The following is an 18,777-nucleotide window of genomic DNA, read 5'->3' on the forward strand; positions in this document are numbered from 1 at the left end:
GCTTGAAATGCGTGGCTTGGTTAAGTTGGTTAAGGGGCGTACGGATCAACGTTGAGCTGAACCGGCGGCTGGTGGCCCGCAGTCAGCACAATGCTCCGCACTAAGGCCCACGGCTCGCGCGGCACCTCCCGGTCATCCCTCAGCGTATCCTCAACCGTCACCGTATCGAGCAGCTTCTGGATGTCCGCTGACTCCGCAGCTTCGTCCAGACATACCACCGCCCAGCCTGCTTCCAGGCGGGGAAGCGCCAGCATCGAGCCGCTACCGGCATAAAGCACCTGGCGGAGCTTGATTCTTCCCTCCTCGCGAACAACAGTGACAGGCAGCGGGGCTCGGGCACCTGCCCCGGCAGCAATGCCTTTGAGCGCCGTGACCGCCACCGCACAGCCCGGATAACGCAGCACGAGCCATTCCCGGTCCCCGGCGGCATTCACTACCCGCTCCACCTCACCGTCATAGCGGTGGATGACCCATTCATCCGCGATCTCCGCGGCCCGGTTATGCAGCCGGGTCATCGAGCGGACCACCACCAGCGTATTCGCCTGCTGTGCGGAGCGCGTCTCCACCTCCGGGTACAGCGGCTCGGCGAACAATGCAGGCATCAGATAGGCGCTGCGGTATTCCTCCGCCGGATGCGTCCGCACAGCAGCGGAATCATCCACATACCAGCGCAGATAGGATACCTGCTGATCCTTCACGCTGAAGCTGACCGGGAAGCTCTGCCAGCCCAGTCCCCAGGTGGGATGCTGGTAGCTGCCCGGCATCACCGGGAAGCGGTTGATGCTGCCCAGCCGGATACGCTGCCCGATCCAGGTATAGGCACGCGAGGCATCGAAGATCCGCTCCTCACGAATCCGCGGTACCGGCAGCGCGGCCGGGGTGTTCTCCCGTGGCTGCAACTCCTCCGCAAACAGGAGGAACCCCGCCAGATCGTTAAGCGAGAAGGTCTGCTCCGCCAGAGCGCTGACCCCCGTCACACCGGCAACCGTCCACAGCAGGCTCTGCCGCCAAGTCTCTCCCCGGAAGTTATAGCTGCGGATTGAGGGAACGAATTCCTCCCCGTCATGGAAGAGGAGCAGCTGCTTCAGGACATCCATCTGCATGGACAGCCGCCCGGCCAGCTCACGGTCATGCTCCTGCAGCACAGAACAGGCAATGCTCAGCGCGTTCATCATCACCCCCTGATAGACAAGGCTGATATTCTCCCCCCAGCCCCAGCCCCGGCGGGCCGTATATTCCTCCCACCTCTTGAAATAGGCGGTTGCCGTCTGGAGATAAGCAGGTTCTCCGAGAAAGTGGGCCACCGCCAGCAGCATCGCCCCGTCGCTCATCGTCTTGTTCGGGTAGAACAGCTCCGGTGTCCGGCATTCCCTGGAGAACCAGGCCACCGCATGACGGAACATGCGCTGCATGCTCTCCAGATGGCTGGCCGGGAAGACGCCGGGACTGCTGAGACGCACCGCCACCAGCGGCATGAGAATGAAGAAGGCCGCATTGGAATCCTGGATCACGCTCTCCTCCCGGTACCAGAGGAATCCCCCGTAATCCGGGTGCTCCGGATCAGTGAACTGGAGTGCTGCAATCGCTTCCAGCATCTCCAGTCCCGCCGCTTCATCCAGCCGTCCCAGCAAGGTGCCGTACGCATAATATCCGGCCGAGAACCGGGCCTCATGGCAATACGCCAGCTGAGCAGCCTGCCGGGTATGCCCGGGCCGGTCATAGCGGACCAGCCCGGCCTCCACTACACTATCCGCCAAGGCGGCGGTATAGCTCTTTTCTAGAATCTGTCTCACCTCATGATTCAACGCTGCCCGCCCCCTGTGCTTGTATTCATCTGTTACTCCACCTCACTCAATTGTTTGCCCATCTCATAAATATCCTTCAGCATAATGGCATCCGCTTTATGGTCCTGATACCAGGAAGCATAGAATTCATCGACCTTGGTTCCGCCTGCCTTCTCCCAGACGCCCTTGGCTTCTTCAATGAACTGGTCCACCGAAGCCGGATCGGAGCTGACGATGGCCTGCATGGCCCGGTCGAGAATCGTTTTATTCGCATTGGTGTTGATCTGAGTCAGATCCTGCGGCAGCAACGGGAGGAAGGCCTTCTGCGTAATCCCGACAATCGGGCGGTCCGGGTTCATATACAGCTTCTCAGCCATTTCATAGATTGCGATAAAATCCTGCTCCGCCTTTGTAGGATTCACCTTGTTCTTCAGCCCGTAATTCTTGCCGATCAGCGGGGTGAGCATCCCCATATCGCGGTTGTACTCCAGTTCCTTCTTGTTCTTCTCCGGGTCGATTACCTCTGCACGGCCATCGGCGGTTTTCTTGTAATGCACACCTTCAATGCCGTTCTGGATCGTAGTGGTGTACTGCTCCGTAACCATGAAATCTATCATTTTTATTACAGACTCAGGGTCCTTGGCCGCTGCATTCACCATACCGGTCATCTGAATCGGAGAAGTCAGGGTCGGGCTGAACTGGCCGAATTCTGTCGCTGGCAGGGCAATCGGGATCACCTCAGCCTCCGGCGAGTTCTTCTTGAGCGTCTCATACGTGCTGACATCAGCCCCGTTGCCGCCGTAAATGCCCAGCTTGCCGGAGATCCAGTCCTGCTTCTGCTTCTCGCCGTTCTTATCGGTCACGAAGTCCTTATCCACCACCCCGGCCGCATACAGAGCCTTCTGGAAGGAGACCGCCGCCTTGATCCGGTCCCAGTCATGCACAATCTTGTCGTTCTCCAGCACCCAGGGATACTGGTCTTCGCCGAACAGCGTGAACCCGGTGCCGAACATGTTGTTCAGAATAATGCCGGCCACGAAGCTTAGCCCGGTTCCATACGTGTCCGCTTTGCCGTTGCCGTCGGGGTCCTGCTCTGTGAAGGCTTTCGCGACCTTCAGCAGCTCCTCCGGTGTGGTGGGCACTTCCAGATTCAGCTTCTTGAGCCAGTCATTGCGGATAAACAGATAATGCTGCGGGCCGAACTGGACCGGACGCCCCACCGTATACAGCTTGCCGTCCGCCATGGTGCCTGCCTTGCGCAGCGCCGGATATTTCTCCAGCATCGCCTTATATTCTGTACTGCTGCTGTCAATCAGGTCATCCAGCGGCAGAAGCTGCTTCTGGTTATAGAGCTGGCCCTGGTAAGCGGTATCAAATTCAAAGATCAGGTCGGGGGCCGACTTCGACGCGAACAGCACATTGAACTTTTGCAGGGATTCGAAGCGCGGAACGGTAACGTATTTGACGTTCACCGGCCCGTTCTCGTTGACCCACTTCGTCCAGCGGTTGTCGCTCATTGTCCCCTCTTCTGCGGGTACCGAGCCGCGGTCATACAGCGAGACGGTGATGGTCCCGCGCTTCCCGGAGCCCTCTCCCTTGTCTGTTCCCTGCGTGGCGGCATTATTGCCGCCACAGCCTGTAACCGCGATGGCGAGCAGCAGGGAAGCTGCACCGGCAGCGGTTGTTTTTCTTAGCCGAGGTGATGTGTGCATATGATTATGACCCTCCTATAATGGCGTTCTTGTACTTGCAGGTATGGTGCAGCAGGGGTCAGCCCTTGATGGCACCGATGGTTACGCCTTTGACAAAATAACGCTGCAGCAACGGATACACGATCAGCATCGGAATGACCATCACCATAATCCCTGCGGCCTTGATGCCCTCAGGTGTAATATTGACAACCTCCTGCGAGTTCATCGTATTCAGCTCCTGCAGGACAGCCTGGCTCTTCACCATCTGCTGGATGAGCACGGTCAGATTGATTTTCTCCGGGCTGTTCATATAGATCATGACGTTAAAGAACGAATTCCAGTAATACACGCCGTAAAAGAGGCCGATGGTCGCCAGCACAGGCAGGGACAGCGGCAGAATAATACCCGCCAGCAGCCGCCATTCGCCGGAGCCGTCTATTCGGGCCGCTTCCACCAGCTCCTCCGGGATGTTCTCGAAAAAAGACCGCATGATCATCATATTATAAGTGCTGACCAGAGCCGGCAGCCACAGGGCTGCGTAGGAATCCACCAGCCCAAGACTGCTGACCACGAGATAGGTCGGGATCAGACCGCCGGTGAACAGCATCGTGAACACAATCGCCAGCGTCAGCGTGCGTCTTCCGTAGAAATCACGGCGGGACAAGGGATATGCGGCGAAGATGGTGAACAGCATACTGGCCGCCACGCCGACCAGGGTAATCAGCAGGCTGTTGCCAAATGCGCGCACCACCGGCGTTCCCTCGAAGAGCATGGTATAAGAGCTTATTGTGAAATCAACCGGCCACAGGGTGACAAAACCGGAGAGCACCGCGTCCTTGCCGCTGAGGGACAGGGAGGCCAGATGGAGCAGCGGCAGCAGGCAGAGAATGCCTGCGAGCGTCAGCAGCAGATAGTTGAAGCTGTAGAATACTTTTTCACCGTTTGTACTTTGCATAGTGTCCTCCTGTTACCACAAGCCTTTATTGAAGCGCCGGGCAATGGCGTTGGATATCAGCACCAGGGTCAGTGCCACGAGGGAATCGAACATCCCCAGTGCAGCGGTCAGGCTGAACTGCCCTCCCTGTAGTCCTATCGCGTAAATATACGTACTTATAACCTCGGAGATCCCCGATACAATCGAATTTTGCAGCACGTACACATGGTCGAAGCCTACCTCCATGACCCGCCCCATGGCCAGAATCAGCATAATAACGATGGTTGGACTGATCCCGGGCAGCGTGATATGGCGGATCTGCTTCCATTTGCCCGCTCCGTCCATACTCGCCGCCTCATAGAGACTGGGGTCGATGGAGGTCAGCGCAGCCAGATAGATAATTGCATTGAAGCCCGCATCCTTCCAGATTCCCGAGCCGAGGAAGATCGAGACCCAGGACCACTCTTTGAACAGGAAGGGAAAAGCCTGGCCGGTCAGCTTCTCAACCACCGCATTGGCTACCCCGGTCTGGGCAAAGATTGTCACCACCAGCCCGCCGACAATGACCCAGGAGAAGAAGTACGGGAGGTAGACGAGAGTCTGGACCGATTTTTTGAACCACTTGTTCCTGACTTCATTCAGCATAATCGCCAGGGCAATCGGGAACGGAAAGCTGACCAGCACCGACAATATACTGAGCACCAGCGTATTGCGGATAATCTGCACCGACTGCGCCTGGGTGAACAGATTGGTGAAATTGTCCATGCCCACCCACCGGCTGCCCCATACCCCCTCATAGAAGGTATAATCCTTGAAGGCGATGACCAGCCCCAGCATGGGGGTGTATTTGAAAATCATATAAAATGCGATAACCGGAACGAACATGACCCACAGGGGGACATTATTCTTGAAGCGGCGGGTCTGCCAAAAACGTCTGCGGCTGCTTCCGGTCTGCCGTGAAGTGTCCAGACGCAGCACCGCCTCACTGCTTGTATTCGCTTTCATTACGGTGCCTCCTTTCACTTGCATGTGGTGCCTAATTGTGTGATGAATAAATGCTACGGAGCTGAAATGGCCGATTTCATGTCCTCACCATAGCCGCTTCAGCGGGTTAGGGCAATATTCAGTTTTTCTGTTAATTGCCGCTGAACCCTTATGCAGCCCGGGATTACAGGATTCCGGCCAGCTCCCGGGCCAGATTCTCACCCATCCGTATATGTCCTTCATCCCCCGGGTGAATCAGATCGCAGGACAGCCCGGCCAGGTCATCCAGCACCCGGCTTCCCTCGATCAGGCTCAGCTTGGGACGGGACAGACGCTGCACATGACTTCGCAGAATGTCGTTGAACTGAAGATCCTTCTCGGCTACTCCGCTGCCGGGGAACATGGCAAAATTGGGATACATCGTGATCACCGCTACCGGCTTCCCGGGATGTCTGCTCACCAGCTGGTCAAGCAGGTAGCCGCTCCGCTCACGGAATTCATCCGGCGACAAGTGGTCACGCATATTCACGCCCAGCTCCAGCGTCATGAATGACCAGTCCTCCTGCGCCGCAAGATAGTTGCTCATCTCCCGTTCACAATGGCAGGAGCCACTCATGCCGAGATTGACTACATCGGCAGCCAGCCGTCTTGCCGCGTGGGCAATATACGGCAGGCTGCTGTTCTCTCCATACGTGATGGATGAGCCGTAAGCAATCCAGCGTTTGCGGGGAATCTCCCCTTCCACCGGCGGGCGGAGCGGATGGCCGAAGGTTTCGATGCCGCAGACCACACAGGCATACCGTCCGAAGCAGATCCGCCATACCTCCGGCGCGAAGCCCGCTTCCATCAGCAGCTCACGCTCCGCCATCGCCAGACGCGGCGGTTCGCTTAGCTGGAGGGTGCGTATGCTACCGGCCTGAAGCTCATGCCTGGAGTGGAACAGCCCGCCCTTGTATACCGTTACGCTGCCACCCGTCTCCGGCAAGGTCAGCGTGACACGGATATTCGGAGCCGGTGTGACGAACCTGAGCTCACAGCCGCCCGCTTCCCCGGCGATGAACCGGCCCCGCTCGTTCAGATGCTCCCTGACGCTGCGGGGAATGCGGCGGAGGTGCACTCCGTAGCCCGTAGCCGGCTCCAGCTCGCCAACATTATGGAAGGCAATCCGGTCCAGCCCCGGCAGCCCCTTGATGCTGGCGGAATTGAGGCTGGCGGAATTATACATGCTTCATCGCCTCCACCAGCAGCAGGAGCGCCATGGATTGCCCGTAGGGCATCGGGCAGACCGGAATCTCCCGGTAGTCCTGAAGCGTAGCACCCATTCCCGTGCCGTAGGAGACACCCTGCACCACCCCGTCCTCATCGATCTGGTCCAGCACGTAATGAAGGGCTGCCATTGCAGGCTTGCGGCAGTCCTCAGGCAGCAGTCCCTGCCGCACCGCCTTCAACATGCCGTAAGCAAAGGCAGCGGTGGCCGAGGTCTCCAGATACGAGCTGCTGTCGTCCAGCAGGGTATGCCATGCACCTTCCGGGGCTTGCAGCTCCGTCAGCTTGCGTACCTGCCGGTCCAGTGAGGACAGCAGGAAGCTGCTCACCCCTGACGGCAGCTCCACCATCTCCAGGTAATCCACCAGTCCGGCGGTATACCAGGAATTGCCCCGTGCCCACAGGGCCCGGGCAAAATGGTGGCCTCCCTCGAAGGTCCAGCCATGGAAGAACAATCCGGTCACGGGATCGGTCAGGTACTTGAGGTGGACGAGAAACTGGCGGATGCTCTCCTGAATGCCCTCCTCCTCCTTTAGCACGATCCCCATCCGGGCTACAAACAGCACCGTCATATACAGCGTGTCGTCCCAGAGCTGCCCGGTATTCGGACTGCCGGTCACCTCATGCTGAAGGCCGCCTTCCTCCGTGCGTGGCATCTCATGCAGCGCATACTCCAGCCACTCCCGGCATAGCTGCATATAATCCGCGCGCCCGGTCTCCTCTGCCAGATAGCTTAGGGTAAGCATAGGGCACATCGTATTAACATTTTTCGCCGGGATGCCCCCGTCAAGCTTGCTGTCGAACCAGCCAGTCAGATAATGCAGAATCTCTTGCTTCCGGTTCTCACGGTAGTAACTGTACAGGGCAAACAGTCCCACCCCCTGTGGCCACTCCCAATTATCCATAGCAATAATGCCGATGGGCGCAGTCTCCTGAATCGAGCCTTTCATATTCTTCATCCGCTCAATGACACGGGCGATATGGCCTTCCAGTGCTGTTCGTGATATTGTCTCCATAATGTTCCTCCTTGTAAAATGTCCTGCTCTGAACCTGGAGCCTGAAGCGTGAAACCTGGAACCTCAAATCTGGAGCCTGATTCTTCAAACCCGGAACCTGAAGCCTGTGTAGCCTTTTCCCGGGGTATAGCCCTGTTCGCAACCCCAGTGTAGTCAAGCGCCGCAGTATCGTCCATTAACAAGAATCTTGCTAATCGCTTTCACTTCTGGCATTGTTCATAATGGGACTGTATTCATCAGAAGGAGGAGTACATGCTCACGTTCTAATTCTGTATTGAGAAATCAGGGAGGGTAACAGGTGATGAGAATCAAGTTTGATCTTTTTCCGGGCGGTGTTACTAAAGCGCTCACATTAAGCTGGGATGATGGAAGAATCTATGACCGGCAGCTCGTGGAGATTCTGAATCAGCATGGGCTGAAGGGGTCGTTTCATCTCAATTCGGGGTTGTTCGGCAATGAGGGCTACATCTCACGGGACGAGGTGGCTGCGCTCTATAAGGGGCATGAGATTTCAGCACATACCAGTACTCATCCCTTCCTGTCCATGACTCCGCGTGAAGGCATCGCCGAAGAGATTCTGAAGGACCGTAGACATCTGGAGGCCATCGGGGGCTATCCGGTGAGAGGCATGTCCTATCCGTTCGGCAATTACAATGATCAGGTGATCGGCCTGCTGCCTGCCCTGGGCATTGAGTATTCCCGTACGGTGAATTCCCACCGCAGCTTCAGTCTGCCGGACAACCTGCTGGCTTGGCACCCTACCTGCCATCACAAGGAGATGCTGGCCCTGGGCAAAAAGTTCCTGGAGGAAAAGCCCCGCTTCTCGTATATGCAACTGCTGTACGTTTGGGGACACAGCTATGAGTTCAATGACGACGATAACTGGCAGGAGCTGGAGCAGTTCGCCGCTATGATGGGCGGCCATGAAGACATTTGGTACGCGACCAACATCGAGATCGTGGACTACCTGTCCGCTGTGCAGGGACTGCGCTTCTCAGCTTCGCAGGAGATGGTGTATAATCCGTCGGCTACGGAGGTGTGGGTCTCTGTGGGGGATGAAGCCCGCCGTATTCCGGGCGGGGGAACGGTGAGGTTGGGGTAGGGATTGCTGGCCACGAAGGAGAAATGTTGCACTAATTGCAGCTTTGATTCATTAATCCCGGGATTTTGAGAGGAATGTTGTACAAAATGCAGGAATTGTCTCGCCCATCGGTTCGGGAGATGAGAAATGCTGCATTTCATGCAACAATCCATAGTTACAGCCGACTTAACGCGGGGAATGTTGTATTTAGTGCAGGATTTCGGCTACAGCAGCCGGTTAGTTCAAAGGTACACTGTGGTGCGGTAACTCCCTGCTATATGCAGCACAATATAACCCGATTCCGCCGCAGCCTGAATGGCTGGTGGAATCGGGTTATTGTTATGGTAGAGTCACTTAGGCACTGAGAGTTGTCGGTAATAATGTATGGTCCGGCGGCCCAAAGGCCTGATTACCGGCGTGTGACGGTGATAATGCTCAGGCGGTGACAGCAGCTTGAACAGCTTGAGTCGCAGCTCTAGATGAATTAGGAACAGCCACTCTGTCCGCCTGCTACTGCCATCCTCCGGCGGCAGCATCAGGATGCTCCTGCCTCGCTATCCAGGTGAGGCAGGCCGCCCGCAGCAGCGCGTCGGTCCGCTGAGCCGCGCCGCAGAAGACCCCGCTCAAGCCGATCTCATACAGATCGGCCAGCGTGTACGCCGCCGGTGCCCCCGCGGCGAGCACTGCCGCCGCCGGCCGCACCCGGCGCACGGCGGCCAGCACCCCGGCCGCCGCCTGCGCGAAGCCCTCGGCGGCGTTCTCCCCGGGCGCGGCCTCCTCCGCCGCGCCGTCCAGCACCAGGAAATCGGCGATGCGCGCGATTTCCCCGGCGGCAGCCGGCCCCACATCGGGCGCGAGCAGCGCCCCGATGCGGCAGGCTGCCGCATAAGCGTGGCCGAGAGTCTGCTCGGCCACGCCCTCAATGAATTCGCGCTGCGCCGCGAATTCCTCCAGGCTGGCGGGGTACGGCGCCAGCAGGTCAATGCGGCTGTCGCCGCCCAGCCGCTGGCTGTGCAGGACGGCGGCGAACAGCGCGCCGAGCTGCGCGTCCTGCAGCGCGGCCAGCCGGTCCGTGCGGGCGGCGAGCTCCGCCGTGTAAGGCAGAGTGACTGCGGCCCAGACGCCGTCCGCCGACTCCAGGAGGTCGGCAGCAGCAGCCCGCAGCCGGTGATAGATCCGCTGCAGGATACGCTCAGCCTGCACCGGCTCCTCATCCCCGCACGACATCCAGCGCGAATAGAGCGCCGACAGTTCCGGCTCGTGCAGCCATTCCTCGCCCCGGATCAGGCAGGGCCCCGCAGGGTAGACACCGGGCGGCTCACGGCGGACAGCCCCGTCCCCCCTGCCCTCGCGCAGCACCAGGAAGGCCTGGCGCTCCCCGGGACGGCGGTTATACGTGCGGCTCGTACTCACGTTACTCTTGCGCCGGTCCCCCTCAGCAAGAAATTCCGCTGCGGCGGAGGCTACAGATGCGGACTGGCTCATCTCCACGCCAATGGTCCGGTCCCCGGCGTTATACTTGAACGGGCGCTCTTCCTTGTTTGGATCATCCTTCTGCTGGCGTTCACCCTTCATCCTCGCACCCACCCTTTACCTTTGAATTACTGCCGCTCCGCTCCCCTGAAGAGAAGCTGCCAGCATATTAAGAGGCTTCAATCTATAAATACTGGCAAAGGTACTGAAATATGCAAACGGTATCAAAGGAATGCGGCAGCAACACCTTACCCGGATCGGTAGTGGACACGGTGGGGCCGCGTGTTGAGGGGAGTGCGTGAGCTAGATTAGGCGGGTGAAATGAAGCGGATGAGTGAGTTGGAGCGGGTGGGGCGAGTTGGAATGTGTGAATAAGCTGGAGTAAGTGGGGCGAGCTGAGGTGGGTAGGAAGTAACTTTACATATTTTATTATTAATCCCTAAAGGCTTTGAACTGGGGTTGCGTTGGGTTGCGTTGGGTTGCGTTTCGACTGCGGGTTCGAGCAAGGCTTCGAGTTCTGCTTGGCGCACAGTGATCTATTGTATTTACTACAGTAGATCTTCTCTTTAGCGGTTGTAAAAAGCGATCTGTTGCACTTTGTACAGCAGATTTCCGCAGAAAGGGTGTTTTGGGACCGTATACCGGAAATCTGTTGTATGGAATACATCAGAACGGATTTTAACGCCGGATATGGCCTAATCTATTGCACAAAATACATTCGCCGCCCCGCTTCCTTGCGGATCAATTCCTCACGTACGCTTTTCTCACAAACCATCTCCTCATTTCCTCATTTCCTCGTAAACACTCCTGCTCCTCCCACTACTCTCCATCCCACCTCCTGCTCCCGCCAAAAAAACAAGACCACCGCCTAATGCAGAAACACTCTGCATCAAACAGTGGTCTGTAACTCCTATAGCCGCAAGGAACTGTGCTTAATTGAAACCAGTTGGGGGGATTACACTGCTTCTGCTCACCGTCTATCCAGCTACAACTCTCCGGCAGCTCAGCGGCTCAACCTCTCACTCCCCAGCACAGCCCGCTCCCGCTAAACCGGCCTAAGCCTGCTGGCTGGCAGCGATCGCCTGCTCCAGATCATAGAGGATATCGTCGATGGATTCAGTACCGATGGACAAGCGCAGCAGCTCCGGTGTAACACCAGCGGTAATCTGTTCTTCGTCCGACAGCTGCTGGTGAGTAGTGCTCGCCGGGTGGATGATCAGCGACTTGGAATCGCCGACATTGGCCAGATGGGAGAACAGCTTCACGTTCTCGATCAGCTTCACCCCTGCGGCCGCCCCGCCCTTAATTCCGAAGGTCAGAATCGCGCCCTGGCCCTTAGGCAGATATTTCTGTGCCAGCTCATACGAAGGGTGACTCTGTAGTCCAGCATAGCTGACCCACTCTACCGAATCATGCGCCTCCAGATACTGGGCAACCTTGAGTGCATTCTGGCTGTGGCGCTCCAGACGCAGGTGCAGCGTTTCGAGACCCTGCAAAAGCATCCACGAGTTGAACGGTGAAATGGCCGCGCCTAGGTCACGAAGCAGTTGAACCCGCGCCTTGATGATATAAGCAATCGGACCGACCGCTTCAGTGTAAACTACCCCGTGGTAGCTCGGGTCCGGCTCAGTCAGGCCCGGGAACTTGCCGCTGGCCTTCCAGTCGAACTTGCCGCCGTCCACGATGACTCCGCCGATAGAGGTACCGTGGCCGCCGATGAATTTGGTCGCCGAGTGTACGACGATATCCGCCCCGAATTCAATCGGACGCAGCAAGTACGGACTTGGGAAGGTGTTGTCTACAATCAGCGGAATCCCGTGCTCGTGGGCGATGGCTGCAACCTTTTCGATATCCAGCACATTGCCTTGCGGATTGCCGATGGTCTCAGCATAGAGCGCCTTGGTCTTGTCCGTAATCGCTGCCCGGAAGTTCTCCGGATTATCGGAGTCCACAAAATTCACCTTAATGCCCAGCTTAGGCAGCGTCGTGGAGAACAAATTATAAGTTCCGCCGTACAGGCTTGCGGAGGAGACAATCTCATCCCCTGCCCCGGCAATATTCAGAATAGAGAAGGAAATCGCTGCTGCTCCGGAAGCGGTCGCCAGTGCCCCTGCCCCGCCCTCAAGCGCTGCAAGACGCTGTTCAAACACATCAGTCGTCGGATTCATCAGCCGGGTGTAGATATTACCGAACTCCTTCAGCGCGAACAGATTCGCGGCGTGCTCCGCATCACGGAACCCATAGGATGTGGTCTGATACAACGGCACGGCACGGGCCAAAGTAGTGGGATCAATCTCCTGGCCTGCGTGGACGGCGAGGGTTTCAAAGGACAGCTTGCGCTCTTCTGACATGGGTATTTCCTCCTCTAAAATAGGTAATGTCAAATGTTAACTCTACAAGATTGTACCTATTCTCTCACAAACCATGTCATTTGAAAAGATAAAATTCTTATTAATTCACTGTGTTTTATTAAGTTTAGCAAGCCCCGGCTTAGCCTCATGGCTTCTACTCAATCCCCTTCATGAAGCTCATGAATTTCTCCGCAATTTGCTTGGGATGGGAACGGTATAAATAATGATTGGCATCCAGCAGCTCCATTTCTGCGTGTAAGGAATTCATGATTAGCTTCTTATGCTCAGGAATCCATTGATCCGTGCCTGGATGCTCCGCCTGGACAAACAACAGAACAGGGAGATTGGGAGGGAATGTTACCCCTCGCTGTTCAGCCTTTTCAAAGCTAGAGTACATGTTCTCCGCCTCATTTAACAGAGTGGTATTGTACATATTTTTCTGGATCAGCAGCTTCAATTGTTCTTTGGTATGCTCATCATACGCCAGTCCCTCATAAGGGTCAGCACTCAGCTTCAATTGCAGCCGGGCGAAGCCTAAGTTACGGAACCATTTAACCATGGTTGTCTCTGAAGACTCAATCTTTTTCTCGCTGAGCGAGGGTACACTGTTGTCCAGTCCGACAAAGGCACTGACTTCATCTGAATATTTATTCACATAATCCAGACTATAAATGCCTGAAATGGAATGGCCCATCAGGATGTACCGGTCAATATGGAGCTGCTGCAACGCTTCATGGATTTCACTTACGATATTCTCTGAGGTTCGTTCTTTCTTCGTTGCGTCGCTTAAGCCGTAGCCGAAAGGCTCCACCACTACAACCTTGTAGTATGGAGACAGCTCGTCGATAAGCAGCTTGAAATCAAGCGCCGGTGAAGCGGTTCCGAAGCCGGGAAGCAGCACGACCGTGTCCGGGCCGTCGCCCTCTATGAACACATTCATATTCTTGCCGTCTACGGATACATGCTGGCCGTAAGGCTCTATCCTTTTGGACTCGGCATTGCTGCTGATTACATTCGTGATATACACAATCCCCACAAAAAGTACAATAGCGAGCAGGATGGCTGCCATTATTTTAAGCAGAATTTTACGCACTTTCTTGAACCCCGTTTGCTGTCCCGAGGTCTTCTTGTCCGGTGGTCTCATGATCATCTTCCCCTGTCTGTTTGTAAGCTTGCTTCATGGCCGTTAATGCCAGCTTACCGGACGAAGATGTCCTCTCTATGACGGCAATATGAACGGAAGATGAACGGAAGATGTACTAAAAATGCTACGGCCGCCAACAAGCAAGCTTGTGTGCAACCGTAGCATGTGAAGAATCTTAAGTATCATAGCTGACCAGATAATGATGGAGCTCCGTATTATAGCTGCCGATGCTGTGTTCGATCAGCCTGCCTTCCCCGTCATAGGAGTTGCGCAGGCGCTTGAGCACAGGCGTCCCCGGCGGAAGCTTCAGCAGCAGGCATACCTCGGGTGGTGCTGACTCGACAAAAAACCGGTCCCTGAAGTTCTCCAGCACGATGTCGTTCTCCTCCAGCGAGTCGTACAGGGACTGGATGTCCGCCCCCAGCTCTGCCGACCCTCCGCCGGGCAGGGCTGCTGCCGTCAAGAAGTGCACCAGATGGATATAAGGCTGTCCATCCAGAATATACAGACGTTCAATCCGCTGGCAATACGGCCCGTAGCGGCTGTATTCCTCTGTCCCGGCATCATTGGTGACAAGGCTTGTGCTCAGCAGCTTCTTTTCCAGCTTATGGCCTGCTTCAACCAGCAGCTCTGTGAACCGTTTGCCCTTGGAGAGCTTCTGGTAGGCGGTATTGCGCATAACAATGGTTCCAATGCCACTTTTCTTCTGTACATAACCTTCCTGGGCCAGCTCCTGGACCGCGCCGCGGACCGTCATTTTACTGACACCGAACTCTTTCTCCAGCTGCGGCTCGGAGGGGATAATGCTGCCGAGCGGGTATACCCCGTGCAGAATCCGGTCCTTGAGGATCTTCTGGATCTGCTGGTATAAGGGACCTTGCTTGCGTTTCAGAGACACCTTACGTTCACTACCTTTCAACATCTGAGGTATGGCCATCCAGCGCCCGGAGCACCTCGCTCTCGGTGAACAACGCTGTATCGCCCGGGATGGTATGGGCCAGCATCGCTGCGGCCGCTGCCATCTCCACCGTCTGCTGCTGCGGATAATCCTGCAGTTCACCATGAATAATGGCACTGGCAAAAGCATCCCCGGCACCGATCCGGTCATACACCGGGAAGGTCAGCTTACGGGAGAACGCGAACGTACCTTGACGGTACAGATATCCTGTCAGGGAATGCGTATTGTCCGCATTAATCTCACGGTGGGTGCCCGCTGCCGCTGCAATTCCGAAGCGCTCCGCCACAGCGGGAACCGCTTGCTTCAACTGTGTTATTCTATCATAATCTGCCGTCCCGGTGCCAAGAATGTACAGCGCATCCTTCTCGTTCATCAGCACCAGATCCGCAAGCGCAAGCAGCTCCTCGTAATGAGGGCGGGCCTTGGCATACCCCTCCTCACCCCATAACGCCGGACGGTAGTTGCAGTCGAACACCACCTTGCCCCCGGCACGCTTCACCTCCGCCGCAAGCTGCTTCATCTGCCCGCGCACCCCATCATTCATTGCCAGCGTAATGCCGCACAAATGAAGCACATCCACCCGGGAAGCCAGCGCCGCCATATCATACTGATCAGCCTCAGCGGTATTGAAGCTGCTGCCCAGCCGGTCGGTATACGTGACTCTTCCGGGGCGGGCACCGAACCCGTTCTCCAGGAAGTACATCCCGAGGTGCTTGCCGCCCCGGCGGATCAGTGACGTATCCACCCCAAGCTTGCGCAGATAAGCGATTGCGGCTTCCCCCACCGGAGTCTCCGGCAAGGTCGTAATCAGTGCTCCGTTATGGCCGTATCTGGCGAGCGCCGCCGTTACATTTACCCCGCTGCCCGAAAAAGAGTACTCCAGCCTGCTGCTCTGGGCCAGTGTCTCCACCCCCGGCACCTGCAGCCGCATCATCACTTCGCCAAAGGCAGCGATTCTAGGCATACCGGTCCACCAGCGATTTCATCATACCAAGCAGCGTGCGGACATCCTGCACCTTCGTGCTTCCGGTCTGCGGATCAATGATTGAGGAATAGACATGCGGGATCACCTGCGGTACCCCCGCCTGAAGCGCAATCTCCAGAATGGGCGCGAAGTTATCCAGATCGATGCCGCCCGTAGGCTCCAGAGCAAATTCTTCCTCACCGCAGGCCTCGGCTACCGCACGATACTCCTCTTCCAGCTCCAGCCCCTTCATCGGATAATATTTGAGCGCATTGCCGCCCATGTCCCGGACCAGCGCAATGGCGGCGCGGACCGGAACGATGGCCTGCGAAGCATTCCCTGAGCTGACCGGACCGGTGGATATATTGACATAGCCGGGCTGTCCGCAGGGAGAGACCAGGCTGTTAATCCAGCTATCCTTCGCTCCCAGATTGGCACGGGTCGCGCCTACAGCCGGAAACACCTGATTGATATGGCTGCCCGCATAGCTTGCAGCAATCTCTGCGACCACCGCCGCCTGGCGATTGTCCCCGGCGCCAAGACCGATGGATACGGCATCCTGGATCGCCTGTCCGTATTCTGTCATAGCGGCAGCCGCTTCGCGGGCGGTAGCGTAATTTTTGGAGAGGACACCTACCAGAACATGCCCTTCGGCAGCCTCATAGATATCCTTGGCGTTCCCGATACTGCCAGCCAGTACATTCAGTGCCGCTCTGTTCTTATAAAAACGCTCCTGAATCTTGCTCATTATGATCTTCCCCCTATAATCTCATGAATTCTGCTGACAATGACCTGAAGATCATCTCCCTGCAGCGGCCTTGGATCGATATCGAAATACCCCTGCTTCACCCCATAATCCCGGGTATACACGGCAATATTGCCTTCCCGCAGCCGGTCATTGACCTCCCTTGCATCCACCCCCGCAGCAGCGGCATCAATCTGGATGCGTCCCCGGTAAATCGCCCGGCCCGCTTCATCCTGCACGATGCGGACCGACACTCCGGGAAGACCGGCCAGCGGCTTGAGCGCCTCCAGCGCCTGCTTCTCCTGCTGGCTGTTGTCAGCCTTGTCCTGGTATTCGTCCAAAGCTTGAAGCAATCCGAAGGTGGTCTCTTTGCCGACCTTCATGCTGCGGCCGATTCCGTGCAGCTGTACCTTCAGCCACCCGATATATTTCTTCTTGCCCGCTACAATGCCCGAAGTTGGACCCTCCACAGCCTTTGAGCCGCTATAGATGGCCAGATCCGAATACTGGACATATTTACGCAGGTCCTCCTCCGCAGCCGCATCGACAATCATCGGCACTCCCCTGCGCTGGGCAACCTCCCAGGCCTCCTCCACCGAGATCATATTCTTCTGGACGGCGTGGTGGGATTTCACATAGAGAATCGCTGCGGTACGTTCCCCGATGGCCTGTTCAATATGCTCTGCGCGGCCTTCGTTGGCGTACCCCGCTTCAACCACCCGGCCGCCGCCAAGGAAGACCATTGTCTCCACCGGCGCTCCATACTGCACATTATGGCCCTTTAGCATAATGATCTCATTCTTCAGCACCGGCTCCTGATGCAGGCGCAGGCTGAGGCGCGGATCTCCGGCGGTCACGATGGCCGCCACGGACAGCGCAATGCCGCTGGAGGCCGAGTTCACGACGACAGCACCTTCCGAGCCGAGCAGACGGGCGATGTAATCTCCCCCTTTGTCCACCAGGTCCGCAATCTCCACGTACTGCTGCCCGCCCTGCTTCATTGCCTCCATCACCGAATCTGTTGGCGCGGATACACCAAGGATGCTCATTCTTCCACTGGCATTAATCACACGCTTCAATCCATATTTAGCCTGTAATGAGTGATCCATTGACAAAGACTCCTTTTGCTTCAATATAGTGATTCGCGGTCCGGACATCGCCTTCCGAGTCCTTCAGTTGCTTCTCGCCTGCTTCCAGGGAGAACAAGGTCAGATTCGCCTGCTCCCCTACCCGGATCTGCCCGAGCTCCGGCTTGCCGAGCCACGCTGCGGCGCTGCTGGTGACGGCACGGATCACCTCTTCCAGGCTGTAGCCGAGATAGAGGAACTTGGTCAGTACATCCGCCATACTGTACACTGGACCATTCAGCCGGTTGCCCCGGTAGATGTCTGTACTGATCGTATTCAGCCTGATACCAGCCGCCTTCGCCTGTTCCGCCACCCGGAAGGAGAAGCTTGCCGTACCGTGTCCTACATCCAGCCGGACGCCCCGGGCCACAGCATCCAGCAGCTCTTGCAGCGGTCTGCCGTCCGCCTGGAACAGATTATTGGCTTTGCCGTTCAGGTAGTGGGTAATTACATCGCCCGCCCGCAGCAGCTCCAGCACTTCGGAGATGGCAGGCGGCGCGGAGCCGATATGCACCATAAGCGGAAGCTTCATCTCATCCGATAAGGTGCGCGCCAGCTTAAGCGGCTGTATGCCGCTGTCTTTGACGACGCTTTGGCTGATGCGGGCTTTCAGGCCGACGATGAATTCAGGATAAGCCTCTACTGCTGCAAGTGCGCAGTTTCGGTCAATCCAGTCCAGCTTCGAGAGCTCATCGGTCCGCGTAAGGCCGATCCTTGAGATATTGAGCAGCGCGAATACCCGTGTATCCGCCAGAAGACTGGCACTATAAAAAGCCCCGATCCGGTCTGCCCCGCAGCTTCCGGCATCCACCACTGTCGTTACTCCCTGCTTCACCCCGATCTCGTCGATCACATCGCCGTAGGGGTCAAGCTCCGGCACAGCATGTACATGCAGATCAATCCATCCGCTGGAGCCGTATAACCCGGAGCAGTCCAGCAGGGTCCTACCTTCTGCCTGGCCCGGCGGGGTAATCGCGGTGATAATCCCATCCTGGATGGAGATATCCACCGTCCGGCCGTCCACCAGCCGCAAATTGCGCAGCACGTTCTCTGTGCCCACTCGTACCATCTCCTTCTTCAATTACAGATTTACAGGTACAGATTTACAGGGGAATTACAAAAAATGATTAATGACATGAACTCCATAGATCCTTATATTTAACAAGTAGTAACGACCGTGCCGCCCTCTTATAAAAATATAAAGCTGCTTCACTCTAAAGATTATAATGTTATAATGTTTATAGTAGCACAAGTGTAAT

The 18,777-nt window shown here is 56.7% G+C and carries 15 protein-coding genes; 1 reads left to right on the top strand and 14 read right to left on the bottom strand.

From position 1 onward, the window contains the following. Positions 1–29: 29 nt before the first annotated feature. The 6 genes from MKX51_RS26875 to bglB form a co-directional block, all read right to left on the bottom strand. A complete protein-coding gene (locus MKX51_RS26875; protein ID WP_340994511.1) occupies positions 30–1,805 on the bottom strand; it encodes a hypothetical protein in 1,776 nt (591 codons plus the stop codon). 32 nt (positions 1,806–1,837) lie between these two features. After that, a complete protein-coding gene (locus MKX51_RS26880) occupies positions 1,838–3,496 on the bottom strand; it encodes an extracellular solute-binding protein (RefSeq protein WP_340937938.1) in 1,659 nt (552 codons plus the stop codon). A 58-nt stretch (positions 3,497–3,554) separates the two neighbouring features. Then, a complete protein-coding gene (locus MKX51_RS26885; RefSeq protein WP_340937937.1) occupies positions 3,555–4,430 on the bottom strand; it encodes a carbohydrate ABC transporter permease in 876 nt (291 codons plus the stop codon). Positions 4,431–4,442: 12 nt separating this feature from the next. Continuing rightward, complete coding sequence (locus MKX51_RS26890) at positions 4,443–5,414, bottom strand: ABC transporter permease (protein WP_445322037.1); 972 nt, start codon at positions 5,412–5,414, stop codon at positions 4,443–4,445. 163 nt (positions 5,415–5,577) lie between these two features. Next, positions 5,578–6,618, bottom strand: a complete 1,041-nt coding sequence (locus MKX51_RS26895; protein ID WP_340994512.1) for an SGNH/GDSL hydrolase family protein — start codon at positions 6,616–6,618, stop codon at positions 5,578–5,580. Further along, complete coding sequence (gene bglB, locus MKX51_RS26900; protein ID WP_340994513.1) at positions 6,611–7,675, bottom strand: beta-galactosidase BglB; 1,065 nt, start codon at positions 7,673–7,675, stop codon at positions 6,611–6,613. The genes MKX51_RS26895 and bglB overlap by 8 nt, the downstream gene beginning before the upstream one ends. Positions 7,676–7,976: 301 nt before the next feature. Between bglB and MKX51_RS26905 the strand changes: the two genes are divergently transcribed. Next, a complete protein-coding gene (locus tag MKX51_RS26905) occupies positions 7,977–8,777 on the top strand; it encodes a polysaccharide deacetylase family protein (protein WP_340994514.1) in 801 nt (266 codons plus the stop codon). A 489-nt stretch (positions 8,778–9,266) separates the two neighbouring features. On the opposite strand, the gene MKX51_RS26910 is transcribed toward MKX51_RS26905, so the two are convergent. The 8 genes from MKX51_RS26910 to MKX51_RS26945 form a co-directional block, all read right to left on the bottom strand. Continuing rightward, positions 9,267–10,331, bottom strand: coding sequence for a hypothetical protein (locus MKX51_RS26910; protein ID WP_340994516.1), 1,065 nt, complete (start codon positions 10,329–10,331; stop codon positions 9,267–9,269). 953 nt (positions 10,332–11,284) lie between these two features. After that, entirely contained in the window at positions 11,285–12,580 is a 1,296-nt protein-coding gene (locus MKX51_RS26915) for a homocysteine synthase (RefSeq protein ID WP_340994517.1), read from the bottom strand. Positions 12,581–12,734: 154 nt separating this feature from the next. Next, positions 12,735–13,724, bottom strand: coding sequence for an alpha/beta hydrolase (locus MKX51_RS26920; RefSeq protein ID WP_340994518.1), 990 nt, complete (start codon positions 13,722–13,724; stop codon positions 12,735–12,737). A 175-nt stretch (positions 13,725–13,899) separates the two neighbouring features. After that, on the bottom strand, positions 13,900–14,646 hold the full coding sequence (locus MKX51_RS26925; protein WP_340994519.1) for a GntR family transcriptional regulator: 747 nt from the start codon (positions 14,644–14,646) through the stop codon (positions 13,900–13,902). Then, positions 14,633–15,646 carry a sugar kinase gene (locus MKX51_RS26930; protein WP_340994520.1) on the bottom strand — a complete coding sequence of 338 codons (1,014 nt, stop codon included), beginning with the start codon at positions 15,644–15,646 and terminating at the stop codon, positions 14,633–14,635. Before MKX51_RS26930 ends, MKX51_RS26925 begins: the two co-directional genes overlap by 14 nt. Next, positions 15,639–16,394: a 2-dehydro-3-deoxy-phosphogluconate aldolase gene (dagF, locus tag MKX51_RS26935; protein WP_340994521.1), complete on the bottom strand. Its 756-nt coding sequence runs from the start codon at positions 16,392–16,394 to the stop codon at positions 15,639–15,641. The genes MKX51_RS26930 and dagF overlap by 8 nt, the downstream gene beginning before the upstream one ends. After that, positions 16,394–17,500 carry a DgaE family pyridoxal phosphate-dependent ammonia lyase gene (locus MKX51_RS26940; protein ID WP_340994522.1) on the bottom strand — a complete coding sequence of 369 codons (1,107 nt, stop codon included), beginning with the start codon at positions 17,498–17,500 and terminating at the stop codon, positions 16,394–16,396. Before MKX51_RS26940 ends, dagF begins: the two co-directional genes overlap by 1 nt. Further along, positions 17,478–18,587 carry an amidohydrolase/deacetylase family metallohydrolase gene (locus MKX51_RS26945; protein ID WP_340994523.1) on the bottom strand — a complete coding sequence of 370 codons (1,110 nt, stop codon included), beginning with the start codon at positions 18,585–18,587 and terminating at the stop codon, positions 17,478–17,480. Before MKX51_RS26945 ends, MKX51_RS26940 begins: the two co-directional genes overlap by 23 nt. Positions 18,588–18,777 lie beyond the last annotated feature (190 nt).

The organism is Paenibacillus sp. FSL M7-0420, assembly GCF_038002345.1.
In the GTDB taxonomy this organism is placed as follows: Bacteria; Bacillota; Bacilli; order Paenibacillales; family Paenibacillaceae; genus Paenibacillus_AQ.

Excerpts from the sequence above, each read along its gene's own strand:
- MKX51_RS26895 (WP_340994512.1), bottom strand. The coding sequence starts at position 6,618 with ATGTATAATTCCGCCAGCCTCAATTCCGCCAGCATCAAGGGGCTGCCG.
- dagF (WP_340994521.1), bottom strand. The coding sequence starts at position 16,394 with ATGAGCAAGATTCAGGAGCGTTTTTATAAGAACAGAGCGGCACTGAAT.
- MKX51_RS26880 (WP_340937938.1), bottom strand. The coding sequence starts at position 3,496 with ATGCACACATCACCTCGGCTAAGAAAAACAACCGCTGCCGGTGCAGCT.
- MKX51_RS26940 (WP_340994522.1), bottom strand. The coding sequence starts at position 17,500 with ATGGATCACTCATTACAGGCTAAATATGGATTGAAGCGTGTGATTAAT.
- bglB (WP_340994513.1), bottom strand. The coding sequence starts at position 7,675 with ATGGAGACAATATCACGAACAGCACTGGAAGGCCATATCGCCCGTGTC.
- MKX51_RS26945 (WP_340994523.1), bottom strand. The coding sequence starts at position 18,587 with ATGGTACGAGTGGGCACAGAGAACGTGCTGCGCAATTTGCGGCTGGTG.
- MKX51_RS26885 (WP_340937937.1), bottom strand. The coding sequence starts at position 4,430 with ATGCAAAGTACAAACGGTGAAAAAGTATTCTACAGCTTCAACTATCTG.
- MKX51_RS26890 (WP_445322037.1), bottom strand. The coding sequence starts at position 5,414 with ATGAAAGCGAATACAAGCAGTGAGGCGGTGCTGCGTCTGGACACTTCA.
- MKX51_RS26930 (WP_340994520.1), bottom strand. The coding sequence starts at position 15,646 with ATGCCTAGAATCGCTGCCTTTGGCGAAGTGATGATGCGGCTGCAGGTG.
- MKX51_RS26905 (WP_340994514.1), top strand. The coding sequence starts at position 7,977 with ATGAGAATCAAGTTTGATCTTTTTCCGGGCGGTGTTACTAAAGCGCTC.
- MKX51_RS26925 (WP_340994519.1), bottom strand. The coding sequence starts at position 14,646 with ATGTTGAAAGGTAGTGAACGTAAGGTGTCTCTGAAACGCAAGCAAGGT.
- MKX51_RS26920 (WP_340994518.1), bottom strand. The coding sequence starts at position 13,724 with ATGAGACCACCGGACAAGAAGACCTCGGGACAGCAAACGGGGTTCAAG.
- MKX51_RS26915 (WP_340994517.1), bottom strand. The coding sequence starts at position 12,580 with ATGTCAGAAGAGCGCAAGCTGTCCTTTGAAACCCTCGCCGTCCACGCA.
- MKX51_RS26910 (WP_340994516.1), bottom strand. The coding sequence starts at position 10,331 with ATGAAGGGTGAACGCCAGCAGAAGGATGATCCAAACAAGGAAGAGCGC.